At 67.4% G+C, this 14041-nt stretch carries 12 protein-coding genes; 6 read left to right on the top strand and 6 right to left on the bottom strand.

The features are described from left to right. Positions 1-167 precede the first annotated feature (167 nt). The 4 genes from IB223_RS13735 to rarD all read left to right on the top strand — a co-directional run bounded on the left by IB223_RS13735 (position 168) and on the right by rarD (position 5376). The gene (locus IB223_RS13735; RefSeq protein WP_192202262.1) at positions 168-2348 is read left to right on the top strand and encodes a carboxy terminal-processing peptidase; all 2181 of its coding nucleotides are present in this window, start codon (positions 168-170) and stop codon (positions 2346-2348) included. Positions 2349-2544: 196 nt separating this feature from the next. Further along, positions 2545-3393, top strand: coding sequence for a methylated-DNA--[protein]-cysteine S-methyltransferase (locus tag IB223_RS13730; protein WP_192202261.1), 849 nt, complete (start codon positions 2545-2547; stop codon positions 3391-3393). Positions 3394-3550: 157 nt separating this feature from the next. After that, a complete protein-coding gene (yedA, locus tag IB223_RS13725; protein ID WP_192202260.1) occupies positions 3551-4459 on the top strand; it encodes a drug/metabolite exporter YedA in 909 nt (302 codons plus the stop codon). Beyond that, positions 4456-5376, top strand: coding sequence for an EamA family transporter RarD (gene rarD, locus IB223_RS13720; RefSeq protein ID WP_192202259.1), 921 nt, complete (start codon positions 4456-4458; stop codon positions 5374-5376). Before yedA ends, rarD begins: the two co-directional genes overlap by 4 nt. A gap of 1 nt (position 5377) precedes the next feature. On the opposite strand, the gene IB223_RS13715 is transcribed toward rarD, so the two are convergent. From IB223_RS13715 to IB223_RS13705, 3 genes are all read right to left on the bottom strand, one after another. After that, the gene (locus IB223_RS13715) at positions 5378-5965 is read right to left on the bottom strand and encodes a hypothetical protein (protein ID WP_192202258.1); all 588 of its coding nucleotides are present in this window, start codon (positions 5963-5965) and stop codon (positions 5378-5380) included. Positions 5966-5975: 10 nt separating this feature from the next. Beyond that, positions 5976-8168, bottom strand: coding sequence for a xanthine dehydrogenase family protein molybdopterin-binding subunit (locus IB223_RS13710; protein WP_192202257.1), 2193 nt, complete (start codon positions 8166-8168; stop codon positions 5976-5978). 66 nt (positions 8169-8234) lie between these two features. Beyond that, the gene (locus IB223_RS13705) at positions 8235-8690 is read right to left on the bottom strand and encodes a (2Fe-2S)-binding protein (protein ID WP_192202256.1); all 456 of its coding nucleotides are present in this window, start codon (positions 8688-8690) and stop codon (positions 8235-8237) included. Positions 8691-8861: 171 nt separating this feature from the next. Here IB223_RS13705 and IB223_RS13700 point away from each other — a divergent pair, with 171 nt between their 5' ends. Continuing rightward, entirely contained in the window at positions 8862-9824 is a 963-nt protein-coding gene (locus tag IB223_RS13700; protein WP_192202255.1) for an XdhC/CoxI family protein, read from the top strand. After that, positions 9821-10432, top strand: coding sequence for a nucleotidyltransferase family protein (locus IB223_RS13695; RefSeq protein ID WP_192202254.1), 612 nt, complete (start codon positions 9821-9823; stop codon positions 10430-10432). The genes IB223_RS13700 and IB223_RS13695 overlap by 4 nt, the downstream gene beginning before the upstream one ends. Positions 10433-10477: 45 nt before the next feature. Here the strand turns inward: IB223_RS13695 and IB223_RS13690 are convergent, their stop codons facing one another. The 3 genes from IB223_RS13690 to IB223_RS13680 are packed head-to-tail and all read right to left on the bottom strand — an operon-like array spanning position 10478 to position 13665. Next, the gene (locus IB223_RS13690) at positions 10478-11791 is read right to left on the bottom strand and encodes an ABC transporter permease (protein ID WP_192202253.1); all 1314 of its coding nucleotides are present in this window, start codon (positions 11789-11791) and stop codon (positions 10478-10480) included. A 12-nt stretch (positions 11792-11803) separates the two neighbouring features. After that, complete coding sequence (locus tag IB223_RS13685; protein ID WP_192202252.1) at positions 11804-12964, bottom strand: FtsX-like permease family protein; 1161 nt, start codon at positions 12962-12964, stop codon at positions 11804-11806. Between the two features lie 11 nt (positions 12965-12975). After that, entirely contained in the window at positions 12976-13665 is a 690-nt protein-coding gene (locus tag IB223_RS13680; protein WP_192202251.1) for an ABC transporter ATP-binding protein, read from the bottom strand. Positions 13666-14041: the final 376 nt, after the last annotated feature.

The raw sequence follows: 14041 nt of genomic DNA, 5'->3' as shown, positions 1-14041 counted from the left end.
ACCATGTCCGCCTCCCGGCCATGGCACGGCCACGGTTCACCTTTTCCTACGCTCCGGCCTTTAGGCTGCCCAAAGGCAGATGACAACGCACGCAACTTTGTGCACTGTCGGCGTGTCGAATCCGCAATCCGTTCCAGCCTGACGGGCCTCCGGGCCATGAGTACGCAATGACACTGAAGAAAGCCCCCCTACTGCTGTTGGCTCTGGCCCTCTCGACCCCGCTGGCGCTGCTTGCGCGCGGCGACGGGGACGCGGTCACGGTGGCACCCACCACCGACCAGTCCAATACGTCCAAGCTGGTCTACGGCCTGCTGTCCGACAGCCGCTATGCGTACCGTCCGCGCCCGCTGGACGACACCCTGTCGCAGGATGTCTTCAAGCGCTATTTCGAAGCGCTGGATGGCGGCAAGCAGTTCTTCACCGCTGCCGACGTGGAGCGCTTCGCGCCCTACAGGACCAAGATGGATGATGCGATCCGCAGCGGCGATCTTGCGCCGGCCTACGAGATCTTCACCGTCTACAAGCAGCGGGTCGGCCAGCGCGTGGCATTTGCACGTGCGCTGCTGAAGCAGGACTTCGACTTCAACGGCGACGAGCGCTGGGACTACGACCGCGAGGACGCGCCGTGGGCCGCCGATGGCAAGGCCCTGGATGCGATCTGGAAGAAGTCGGTGATGAACGACTGGCTGCGCCTGAAGCTGGCCGGTAAGAAGCCCGACGACATCCGCAAGACGCTGGACAAGCGCTACGCCAATCTGCAGCGGAGCATCAACGAGTTGAAGACCGAGGATGTCTTCCAGACCTTCCTCAACGCCTACACCAGCGCGATCGATCCGCACACGGATTACTTCACGCCGCGCACGGCGGAGAACTTCAACCAGTCTATGTCGCTCTCGCTGGAAGGCATCGGCGCCGTGCTGCAGCGGCAGGACGACCTGGTCGCCGTCCGCGAGATCGTGCCGGGTGGTCCGGCCGACCTGAGCGGCAAGCTCAAGGTGGGCGACCGCATCGTCGCCGTCGGGCAGGGCAAGTCGGGGCCGCTGACCGACGTGATCGGCTGGCGCATCGACGACGTCGTGGCGCAGATCCGTGGCAAGAAGGACACCCAGGTCCGCATCGAGTACATCCCGGTCGAGGCCGGCATCGACGGCAAGCATGCGCAGGTCACCATCACGCGCCAGAAGGTCAAGCTGGAAGAGCAGGCGGCGAAGGCGGAAACCATCACCCTGCCGGCCAGCGGGGGCGAGGCCGAGCGACGCATCGGCGTGATCAAGTTGCCGGCGTTCTACCAGGACTTCGAAGGCCGTCGCCGCAACCCCAACGATTTCAATTCCGCTACCCGCGACATCGCCAAGCTGCTGGTGCAGTTCAAGGCACAGGGCGTGGATGGCGTGATCATGGATCTGCGCAACAACGGCGGTGGCTCGCTGGACGAAGCGGTGGAACTCACCGGCCTGTTCATCGACAAGGGCCCGGTCGTGCAGGTGCGAGAGTCGGGCGGCCGCGTGACGGTCAACAGCGACCGCAAGACCGGGGTGGCCTGGGAAGGTCCGCTGGCGGTGCTGATCAACCGTGGTTCGGCCTCGGCGTCGGAAATCTTCGCGGGCGCCATCCAGGACTATGGGCGTGGCCTGGTGATCGGCGAAACCAGCTTCGGCAAGGGCACCGTGCAGAACATGGTGGACCTGGACCGCTGGCCTGCCAACGAAGCGCCGCGCTTCGGCTCGGTGAAGCTGACCATCGCCCAGTTCTTCCGCGTGGCCGGTGGCAGCACCCAGCACAGGGGCGTGGTGCCGGACATCGCGTTCCCGGTGAGCGTGGACGCCAGCGAGTACGGCGAGAGCACCTACGACAACGCATTGCCGTGGACCCGCATCGCCGCCGTGCCGCACACGCAGTACGGCAACTTCGCGCCGCTGCTGCCCCGGCTCGAGGCTTTGCACGCGGCGCGTTCGGCCAAGGACAAGGAGTTCCAGTGGTGGTCGGAAGACGTGGCCCAGTTCCGTGCCGAAGCGGCGAAGAAATATGTCTCGCTCAACGAGGCCGAGCGCCGCGCCGAGCGTGACCGCCAGGAAGTGCAGCGCAAGCAGCGGCAGGCCGAACGCAAGGCATTGGGCCTGGCATTGGATCCGTTGGCCGAAGACTTGGCCGATGACGGGCTGGGCGCTTCCGAGCGCGACATCGTGAAGGATGCGCAGCGCGAGAAGCTGGCCGACAAGCGTCCGGACCCGTTGCTGCGCGAATCCGCCGCGATCCTCTCCGACGCCATCGGCATCCTCGGCCAGGACCGCAAGCTCTCCGCGCAGGTGTTGCCGGATTCGCCGGGTCCGGGTCGCTGGGCCGAATGATCGCTCTGTAGGAGGGGCTGGCCCCGATGCCCTTCGATCAGTGTCGCGCGGTGTTGAAGGTGTGTTTGGGGCTGATTTTAAGCCGGATCACTGGCCAGCCCCTCCTGTGGAAGATCTTCGGGGCTGAAGGCAGGGCAGGCACAAGATCCGGATAGCACCCCCACAGCGTGCGCCGTAGTCTGGGCGCATGGACACCATGTCACGCCGATCGCTTCCCGAACCCTCCCGCGCTGCCCTCGTCGATCCCCTGGAGGCGGCGCGTCGCCTTCTCGACGAAGGCGATCCCTCGCTGGCCGAACTGGCGGCGCATACCGGCCTCAGTGCTTCGCATCTGCAGCGGCGCTTCCGTGCGCGCTTCGGACTGAGTCCGGCCGAATACCTGGCGAGAAAAAAGCTGGGCACACTGAAGCATGCGTTGCGGGAAGGGAGTGATGTCACCACCGCGTTGTATGACGCCGGCTATGGCTCGCCCTCGCGGCTGTACGAACAGGGCGCGGCGAAGCTGGGCATGACCCCGGCCACATATCGCGCTGGCGGCCGCGGCATGACGATCCGCTGGGCCATTGTCGATACCGTCCTCGGTCGTGCGCTGGTGGCGGCCACCGAGCGCGGCATCTGCGCGGTGGAACTGGGTGACGACGACGCGGCACTGGAGCAACGGCTGCGCGCAGAGTTTCCGCAGGCGCAGCTGGAAGGCGTCGAAGCCGGTCGCGACGAATTCCTCGCTCCCCGCCTGCGCGCCGTTGCCGAACGCCTGGCGGGGCGCGATACGGCGGTGCCGGTGGACCTGCTGGGCACGGGGTTCCAGCAGCGCGTGTGGGAGGCGCTGATGAAGATTCCCGCAGGCGAGACGGTCAGCTATGCCGGATTGGCACGCACGCTGGGCGCACCCCGCGCGGCGCGCGCGGTTGCCAGCGCCTGCGCACACAACCGTATCGCGGTGGTGGTGCCTTGCCATCGGGTGATCCGGGGCGATGGTTCGCTGGGTGGCTATCGCTGGGGACTGCCCCGCAAGCAGGAGTTGCTTGCGCGGGAGCGCGGTTGAACGGCGACGGATTCTGTTCCTGCGACAACGGAGATGCAGGCTTGAGCGGGATTCAAGCCGGGCCGGAAACGTTTCAAGCAGTCGAGGACATCGGCGCCACGCCGCGTGCCCGCGAGTGGCCTAGAATTGCATGACGCCGAACTCCCCCACGGTTCCCATGACCTCTTCCGTTTCCACCGCCGCGCCTGCACGTGGCGGGTTGGCCGTCGCTGCCGCCCTGGCCATCGTCTACGTGGTCTGGGGTTCGACCTACCTGGGCATCCGCTTCGCGCTGGAAGGCGGTTTCCCGCCGTTGCTGATGGTGTCGGGCAGCCGCTTCGTCGTCGCCGGCCTGGTGCTGTTCCTGTTCCTTCGCTGGCGCGGCGTCACGGCGCCGACGCGCGCGCAGTGGAAGAACCTGCTGGTGATGGGCGCGTTGCTGCTGCTGATGGGAAACGGCATGGTGGTGCTGGCCGAACAGACGGTGTCGTCCGGCCTGGCCGCCGTCGCGGTGGCCTCGATGCCGTTGTGGATGGGCCTGTTCGGCGCGATGCGCGGGCAACATCCCACGCGCGGGGAATGGCTGGGGATCATCGTCGGGTTCGCCGGCGTGGTGTGGCTCAATGCGGGCAGTTCGCTGACAGGGTCGCCGGTCGGCCTGGTGCTGTTGCTGATCGCGCCGATCGCATGGGCCTATGGCTCGGTGTGGTCGCGCGGCCGTGACCTGCCGTCGCCGTTCATGACCGCCGCTGCGCAGATGCTGGCGGCGGGCGTGATGCTGGTGCTCGCCGGGCTGCTGCATGGTGAGCGTTTCAACACGGCGGAGTGGACAGTGACGGGTGCGCTCGCCGTTGCCTACCTGGCGGTGTTCGGTTCCATCATCGCGTTCACGGCATACGTCTGGCTGCTTCACCATGCGCGCCCCGTGCTGGTGGGCAGCTATGCCTACGTCAATCCGGTGATCGCGGTGGCGCTGGGTGCCTTCATCGCCGGCGAGACGTTCACTTCGCACGATATCGGCGCCATGGTGGTGATCCTGGCGGGCGTGGTGGTCATCACCCTGGCGCGCGCGCGGCAAGCGAAATGAGTGCGGCAGCCATCGACCGCAAAGGGCTGGCGATCACCGCCGGCACGTTCCTGATCTGGGGCGTGGTGCCGCTGTACTGGCATCTGCTCAAAGCGGTGCCGTCGTTCCAGATCATCGCGCACCGCATCGTGTGGAGCGCGGTGCTGGTGGTCGGCTGGCTGTTGCTGAAGAACGGACGCAGCTGGTGGAAGCAGGTGCGTGCGCAACCGCGCGCCGTGCCGTGGCTAGGCGTCAGCAGCCTGCTGATCGCGTTCAACTGGGGCCTGTACATCTGGGCGGTGAACGCAGGCCATGTGGTCGAGACCAGCCTGGGGTACTTCATCAATCCGCTGATCAACGTGGTGCTGGGCGTGCTGGTGTTGCGCGAGCGCCTGTCGCCCGCGCAATGGATCGCGGTGGGTTTCGCGCTTGTCGGCGTGGCGTGGCTCACGCTGCAGTCCGGTTCACCGCCGTGGATCGCGCTGGGCCTGGCGTTCTCGTTCGGTCTGTATGGGCTGGTGCGCAAGCTGGTGGCGGTGGACCCGGTCGCCGGGCTGGGCGTCGAGAGCCTCTACCTGTTCCTGCCCGCGCTGGCCTACGTGGTCTGGGGCGAGTTCGGCCACGGCGGCGGCTTCGTCAGCGGCTATGGCTGGAAGAACGATCTGCTGCTGGTGTTCGGCGGCGTGGTGACGGCGGTGCCGCTGATCGGGTTCGCCTACGGCGTGCGGCGCATTCCGTTGTCGGTGGTGGGCCTGCTGCAGTACATCGCGCCCAGCATCCAGTTCCTGATCGGCGTGCTGGTGTTCAAGGAGGCCTTCGGCGTGGAGCGTGCGATCGGCTTTGCAGCCATCTGGACGGGCCTGCTGATCTTCGCCAGCGATGGGCTGTGGCGCGCACGCCGTCGCGATGTGCTCGCGACGGCGACCCCGGGCAAGTAGTTCAGCCCGACGTCTTCGCGGCCGGGGCGGGGCAAGGCCCGCCTGCATCGGCCCAGGTCTTGAATGCGGCGACGAACTGGTCGTGCGGCACCGGCACGGGCGCGCGTTCGCCACCGGGATTCCAACCCCACAGCACCAGCTTGTCTTCCGCCACGTGCTTGGTGAGTGCGGCGAAGTCGCGGCCGCCATTGCGCTTCTTGTCCTGGATCATCGCGCACAGCTGATCGGCGGGCAGGCCGATCCAGGCCATCTTGTGGTCCGGCGGCGGCAGCGACCAGTGCGGCGCCCCCGGCGGTGCATGCGGCCCGTAGCTGGCTGGCGGATTGGCTTCGTTGTGGCAGGTCGAGCACGGTTGCCCGGGCGCGCCCTTGCCTTCCGGACCGCGCACCACGTTCATCGCATGCGGTGTCTGCGCGTCGAACTGCAACGGCTGGTCGCCCGGAATATGGCAGTTGCTGCAGCGGGGGTGCTGGAACACCTTCTCGATGGTGGCGAAGGCGGTCAGCGCCTGCGCCTTCTGCTCCTCGCTGATGCGGGGGCCGCAGGCGGTGAGCAGGAGAACGGTCAACGACATCAGCGCGATGCGCATGGCGGTCTCCTCAGGCGGTCGGTGCGGGGGTGGCAGCAACGGGCAGTTGCAGGGGAAGTTCGCGCAAACGCTGTCCGGTCAGGGCGAACACGGCGTTGGCCACGGCGGGTGCGATCGGCGGCGTACCGGGCTCGCCCACGCCGCCCATCCTGTCGGTACTCGGCACGATGTGGACCTCGATCTTCGGCATCTCGTGCATGCGCAGCACGCGGTAGTCGTGGTAGTTGGATTCCTGCACCTGGCCCTCCTTGAGCGTCAGCGCGGAATGCAGCGTGGCGCCGAGCCCGAAGACGATGCCGGATTCCATCTGCGCTGCGACGGCGGCTGGATTGACCGCCACGCCGCAGTCGATTGCGCAGACCACGCGGTGCACGCGGATCCGGCCATCCTCCACCGATACCTCGGCGACCTGCGCGACGTAGCTGCCGAACGATTCGTGCACGGCGATGCCGCGTCCGCGTCCCTGGGTGGCGGGCGTCGCCCATCCGGCTTTTTCCGCGGCCAGGTTCAGCGCGGCCAGATGGCGCGGATGGTCCTTCAACAGGCCACGCCGGTACTCCACCGGATCCTTGCCGGCCGCATGCGCCAGTTCGTCGACGAAACTCTCCATCACGAAGCCGTTGACGCTGTGGCCCACCGAGCGCCACCACAGCACGGGGATGCCGGTCTTCGGCGAATGCAGGTCCACCCTGTGCGCGGGCGTGCCGAGCACGTAGGGCGAGTTGGCGACGCCTTCGGTCGAGGTGGCATCGATGCCGTCCTTGACCATCATCGCTTCCATGAAGGTGCCGGCCATGATCGATTGGCCCACCATCACCTGGTGCCATGCGACAGGCGTGCCGTCTTCGCCCAGGCCGACCTTGATCTTCTCGACGAACGCGGACCGGTAGTAACCGCCGCGCGTGTCGTCCTCGCGCGTCCACACCGTCTTGACCGGCGCTTTCGCGGCCTTGGCCACGTGCACGGCTTCGGACACCACGTCCGAGTCGGGCGTGGCGCGACGACCGAACCCGCCGCCCAGGAAAGGCGTGTGGATGCGGACTTTCTCGGGGGGAATGCCGAGGATCTTCGCGGTGCTGTTCTGGTCCAGGGTGGGGAACTGCGTGCCGCACCAGATGTCGCACTCGCCGTCGCCGATCTTGACGGTGCAGTTCAAGGGCTCCATCGCCGCGTGTGCGAGGTAGGGCACGGCGTACTCGGCATCGACCGTCTTCGCGGCCTTGCCGAGTTCGGCGATGACGTCGCCGGCGCGCACGGCGGTCGGGCCGTCGGTGGTCGCCAGTTGGGAGAATTCCTGACGCAGCGTCGCGCTGTCGAGCTTGGCGCCGTCGCCGGCCTCCCACACCACCTGCAATGCATCGCGCCCCAGCTTCGCCGCCCAGAAGTGGTTCGCCACCACGGCCACGCCGCTGGGCACCTGCACCACGTCGCGCACGCCGGGCACGGCGCGGGCGGCGGTGGCATCGAAGGTCTTGACCTTGCCGCCGAACACCGGCGAACGCAGCACCACGGCGGTCAGCAGGCCGTCGAACTGCACGTCCATGCCGAACACCGCACGCCCGGTGATCTTCTCCGGCGTATCCAGCCGCTTGGTCGCCTTGCCGATCAGGCGCCAGTCCTTCGGGTCGCGCAGTTTCAGCGACGCAGGATCGGGCGCGGTGAGCTTGCCGGCGGCATCGGCGAGTTCGCCATAGCGCAGGCGCTGGTTGCCGGAGACCACGGCGCCGTTCTCGGTACGCAGCTCGGTCACCGGCACGTTGAGGCGCGCGGCGGCTGCCTGCAGCAGCATCGCCCGGGCGATGGCACCGGCCTGGCGGTAACGGTCGAACTCCGACCACGTGGTGGTCGATCCGCCCGTGCCCTGCATGCCGAACACGGGGCTGGTGTAGGCCTTGTCGGCCGGACCGTGCTCGACGCGGACCTTCGACCAGTCCGCGTCCAGTTCCTCGGCGATCAGCATCGGCAGCGTGGTCCAGATGCCCTGGCCCATTTCGGCATGCGCGAGCAGCACGGTGATCGAATCGTCCGCGGCGATGCGCAGGAACGCATTGGGCACGAACGCAGCGGCGGCAGCGGGCTGGCCCTCCTGCGCCCAGGCGAAGCGGTGGGCGCCGGGAACGGCGATGCCGACGACCAGTCCGCCGCCGACGAGGGCGGTGGAGCGCAGGAAGTCGCGGCGCGAGGATTTCAGTTCAAGGTTCACGGATACGACCTCCGTCGAACATCGGATCGGGGCCACGGCGCAGGGAGCGCCGTGGATGCATGGGGATCAGGCTTTGCCCAGTTCCGCCGCGCGATGCACGGCGGCGCGGATGCGCTGGTACGTGCCGCAGCGGCACAGGTTGCCGGAGAGCGCCTGGTCGATGTCGCTGTCGGTGGGCGTGGGTACCACGGCCAGCAACGCCACCGCCGACATGATCTGGCCGGACTGGCAGTAACCGCACTGCACCACGTCCAGTTCCGCCCACGCCTTCTGCACCGGATGCGAGCCGTCGGCCGACAGGCCTTCGATGGTGGTGATCTTCTTACCGGCGACGGCGGAAGCGGGCGTGATGCAGGCACGGAGCGGCGAGCCATCGACATGCACCGTGCAGGCGCCGCACTGTGCGATGCCGCAACCGAACTTGGTGCCGGTCAATCCCATCAGGTCGCGCAGGACCCACAACAGCGGCATGTCATCCGGCGCATCGATGTCGCGCTCGGAACCGTTGACGTTCAACTTCATGGTGTCTCCCTGGCGGCGGCGTGGGACCGGCTGACGATACTCCGCGGAAACGTGCCGTGCCAGTGAAGGCGGGGGCCGATGCTTGCATGATCCTGCGGGATCATTGCCCGATGCGCGGACCGCTGCGGGAGGCGTTGCCTTCGGCCCCGTGCTTGCGCCATCGTGGCCGGCATGTCCGTCCACCGCCATCCGCTGGAAGTATCCGCGCGCGCCAGCGAGGCCGCCGACGGCAGCGCCTTGGTGGTCGTGACCGCCACCGAAGGCTCCACCTATGTCCGCCAGGGTGCGATGGCGGTGTTCGCGGCGGACGATGCGCAGACCGGCTGGCTGAGCGGGGGTTGCCTGGAACCGGAGATCGCGCGGCGTGCCCGTCATGCGGTCGCCGAAGGGCACCTCGATGCGATGGAGATCGACACGCGCGATGACGAGGACCTGCTGGCAGGCTCCGCCGTCGGCTGTCGTGGTCGCCTGCACTTGGCGCTGCTGCCGCTGGACCGCCTGCCGGGCTGGTCGCGTGCGGTGCAGGCGTGGTGGCAGGGAGAGGGGCCGCTTTCGCTCCGCATATCCGCCGGGGGCGAGGTGCAGGCGCGGGTAGGCGACATCTGCCTGGACTGGCACCTGCCATTGGCAGCGTCCGGGGCGATCGGGAACACCGCTGGCGATGTGGTCGTTTCGCCGCCGCCGCGCGTGGCGATCTTCGGCGCCGGTCCCGAAACGTCACCGCTGGTGGGCTGGCTGCGCCAGCTCGGTTGGCACGTCACCGTGGTGGAGCGGCGCGCGCGCTGGATTCCCGATACCGATATCGCCGATGCATGGCTGATGCGCGCGCCCGACGAAGCGCTTCGCGTGCTGCGGCCCGCGCCGCATGCAGCGCTGGTGATGCATCACCATTTCGAACATGATCGCGAAGCGCTGGTGGCGCTGGCGCAGGTCGCCATCCCGTTCGTCGGCCTGCTCGGCCCGGTGCGCCGGCGCGAAGACCTGCTGCGGGTGATTCCCGCGCACCTGCATGGCGTGCTGTCGCAGCGACTGCGTTCGCCGGTCGGCCTGAAACTGGGTGGCCAGGGACCGGAGGCAATCGCATTGAGCATCGCCGCGCAGCTGCAGGCCTGGCATCACGGCGAATCGGCATGAGCGCGTTGCTCGCGGCGGTCGTGCTGGCGGCAGGCAGCAGTCGTCGGCTCGGGCGGCCGAAGCAGCTGCTTACGCGCGACGGAGAAGCGCTGGTGCATCGCGTGGCCCGGCTCGCACTGGAGTCCGGTGCGTCGCGCGTGCTCGTCATCATCGGTGCACGGGCGGACGACATGCGTGCCGCGTTGGCGGACCTGCCGGTCGAATGCGTGGTCAATCCCGCCTGGTCGTCCGGCATGGCGGGCAGCGTGCGCGTGGCGGCGGAAGCGCTCGCGACACACGCGGGCACCACCTTCCTGCTCGCCTGCGACCAGCCTGCGCTGGAGGCCGCGCATCTGCATGGATTGCGGGAGGCCGCGCAACGCGCGGATGCAGGAGCAGCGGCAACGCGGTTCGGCGACCGGCTCGGTATTCCGGCGCTCGTATCGCCTGCCATGCTGCGTCAGGCGCGGACATTGCCGGATGGCGACCGCGGATTGCGCGACGTGCTCAGCGCCACGGATGCGGGGGTCGCGGCCTGCGACGCCCCCAGTCTGGAGCACGATATCGACACTCCGGATGATGTGGCGGTCGCCGTGGCGAAGGGGTGGCTGGACCCTGTGGAAGCGTGATGAAGGAACAGGCACCGGCGCAGGCCGGTGCCTGTCATGGCAGGGTCAGATCGCGCGCAACGCCTGCGTGATCGGCAGCCGTGCCGCGCGCAGCGCGGGGAACAGCCCGCCCACCAAGCCGATACCCAGCGCCCATTTCAAGCCGCTCCACAACAGCTCCGGCGTCACCTTGAACTGGAACACCACCTGGCTGAAGTTCGACCCCAACGTCGCCACGCTGTAGCCATTGAAGATGGCCCAGGCGATCAGTCCGCCCAGTACGCCGCCCAGCAGGGCCAGCAGCATCGTCTCCAGCATCACCGCCATCACCACCGGCAGTCCGCGGAAGCCGATCGCGCGCATGGTGGCGATCTCGCGTGCGCGTCCGGCGACGGCCGCGTACATCGTGTTCAACGCGCCGAACACGGCACCCACCGCCATGATCGCGCCGATGACGATGCTGAGCCAGGTGATGATCGTGGTCAGCTGCCGGGTCTGCTTGGAGTAATAGTCCTGCGTGGTCTGCACGTCCAGCTTCAGCCGCGGGTCGTCTTCCAGGGCGGCTTTCAGCTTCGCGAAACCCTCCTTGCCGTCCAGTCCCACGGTGACGGACTGGAAGGCACGCCGGTCGTACGCCGACGAGAGCGTTTCGATGTCCGTCCACAGTTCCGAGTCGAAGGCATCGCCGGCGGCGAACACGCCCACCACCGTCCAGTCCTGGTTGCCCAACTTGATGGTCTTGCCTACATCCAGCCCGCGGTACTGCCCTTTCGCGCCCTGGCCCACCACGATCTCGCGCACGCCCACGTTGAACTTGCGGCCCTCGATGATCTTGATGTTCGGCCGGATGGCCCATGCCGCATCGCTGACGCCGCGGAACTGCGCGTTGGCGTCCTCACCGGTGCTGGCGGTGGGCAGGTTGACCACCTGCGACAGCTCGCCCGACACCACCGCACGGCCCTGCGCGTCCTTGGCGATGCCGGGCAGGCTGCCGATCAGCGGCGACTGGTCGCGGGTGATGACGGAATTGGTCTCCGCCTGCGAACCGCCACGCAGCAGGATGGCGGTGGTCTCGTTGCCGGTCTGCTTGAGCGTGGCCTCGAAGCCCGCGCCCATCGCCAGCATCGCCACCAGCACGCCGACCACGCCGGCAATGCCCACGATGATCACCGACGATGCGCCCCAGCGCTGCGGCAGGCTGGCGATGCCGATGCGGGTCGCCGCCAGTGCGACGCGGCCGGTGCGGGTGAAGGCCAGCCACACGCCCAGCAGCACGACGACGCCCAGCACGCCCTGCCAGGGCAACATGATCCACGCCACCAGTCCCAGGACGATGCAGACCACCGCGATCAGGTTTCCGATCCAGAAATTCTTCTTCATCGCGTTCTCTCCTCAGCGGCCGGCCAGTGCATCGACGATCTTCAGGCGCATCGCGCGCAGTGAAGGCAGCGCCCCCACCACCAGGCCGATGCCCACCATCAGCGCCAGCCCCATCACCCATGTCTCGACAGGAATGGCGCCGATCGGCAGTGCTCCGCCTGTCAGCGCCGCCAGCACCGGCACCATGATGGCCGCCAGTCCCATGCCGATCAGTCCGCCCAGCACCACCAGCAGCACCGACTCGGCCAGTACCAGCGCCAGCACGCTGCCGTTGGTGAAGCCCAGCGTCTTCAGGATGGCCAGCTCCGGTACGCGGTCGCGCACGGCCTGCGCCATGGTGTTGCCGGTCAGCAGCAGCAGGGTGAAGAACACCGCGCCCATAATGGCGGTGACGATGAAGCCGATGTCGGCGAACTGTTTGAGGAAGGACTGGTTGAACGCCTGCTCGGTCTGCGACTTGGTCTCGCGGTCGGAATTCTCCGAGATCGCATCGATGGCCTTCGCCACTCGCGTGGCATGGTCCACGTTGTCCAGCTTGACCATGTACCAGCCGACCTGGCCGTTGACGTACTGGTTGGCTTCATCGAAATACTTCCAGTGGAACAGCAGCTGGTTCTCCTCGCCCTTCTTCTTGTCGTCGGCGACGACGAACGTGCCACGCAGCGTCAGCGGCCACGCGTTGCTGCCGTCCTTCTGCGGAAAGATGGTGGCCTGCAGGGGGATGGTGTCGCCGACTTTCCAGCCGAACTTCTTCGCCAGCGACTCGCCGACGATCGCACCGGTGCGGTCGTTCTGCCAGGCCTTCATCTGCGCGTCGGAGACCACGTACTCCGGATACAACGACAGGTAGTTGTCGCTGACGGAGAAGTTGGGGAAGAAATTCCGCGGGTCCTTGTAGATGCCGCCGAACCACGCGGCGTAGGCCACCTTCTTGACCCCGGGGGTGGATGCGATCTTCTGTTCCAGATTCAGCGGCAGCATCTGCGTCAGCGACAGGCGCGAGGACACCACCAGGCGATCAGCACCGGTGACGCCGCCGCCCGAGGTGAATGCCACGCGCACCGAGTCCAGCAGTCCGAACAGCAGGAACGCCGCCACCACCGACAGCAGCGTCAGCGCGGTGCGTGTCTTGCTGCGGAACAGCGCGGCCCATATCAGCGAGAAATATTTCATGACCGCCTCCGTCAGTGCGCGGCCGGTGTATCGGCCAGCTCGCCCTTGTCCAGGTGGATGGTGTGGGTGGCGTACTCGGCGGCCTTCGGGTCATGGGTGACCATGATGATGGTCTTGCCGTGTTCCTTGTTGAGCATCTGCAGCAGGTTGAGGATTTCCTCGGCCGAATGACGGTCCAGATCGCCGGTGGGCTCGTCGCAGATCAGGAACGTGGGGTCGGAGACGATGGCGCGGGCGATGGCCACGCGCTGCTGCTGGCCGCCGGAGAGTTCGTTGGGCCGGTGCGAGCCGCGTTCGGCCAGGCCCACCAGTTGCAGGGCGATCTCGGCGTTGCGCTTGCGCTGGCTGGCACCCAGCTTGGTCAGCAGCAGCGGCAGTTCGACGTTCTTCTGCGCGGTCAGCGTGGGCATCAGGTTGTAGAACTGGAACACGAAGCCGACGTGGTGGCTGCGCCATTGGGCGAGCTGGGCATCGTTCATGCGGTCGATGCGCTGGCCTTCGATCTCGATCTCGCCGCCGCTGGGCGTATCCAGGCCGCCGATCAGGTTGAGCAGCGTGGTCTTGCCGGAACCGGACGGGCCCATCAGGGCGACGAAGTCGCCGTGCGGGATGTCCAGGTCGATGCCGTGCAGTACCTGGACCTTTTCGGGGCCGCGCTGGTAGGTCTTGGTGAGGTTGCGGAGGGAGACCAGGGAGGACATGGGGCGTTTTCCTTCGGTGGTGTTCGGGGATGGTGTGCGCGGGAAGGTGATCATTGCGGGCAATCAGGGCGGGTTCTGACCTGATGGTCGTGGTGAGAAGTCTTTCCGTACGACGAAGCGGGGAGGCGGTTATCGACACGATGCCGATTGTTCGCGGGACGTGCTTGGTGCGGATTACTGCTTGGCCGGTGCGGGGTGTCGTTTTGGTGCGCTCGCCGCGGGGCGTCCCTTTTCTTTGCTTGTGCAAAGAAAAGGAACCAAAAGAAAGCACACCCCGGCGGTCCGCCCGCCACTCCGTGGCGGGTGCGCAGTCCCGGCAGGAATTTCCGGAAGACACATCCTGTGTCATCCGGAAACGGCGCGCGTCCTGCGCGCC

The organism is Pseudoxanthomonas sp. PXM03, assembly GCF_014852005.1.
GTDB lineage: Bacteria > Pseudomonadota > Gammaproteobacteria > Xanthomonadales > Xanthomonadaceae > Pseudoxanthomonas_A.
This window is presented reverse-complemented; position numbering and strand designations above follow the sequence as displayed.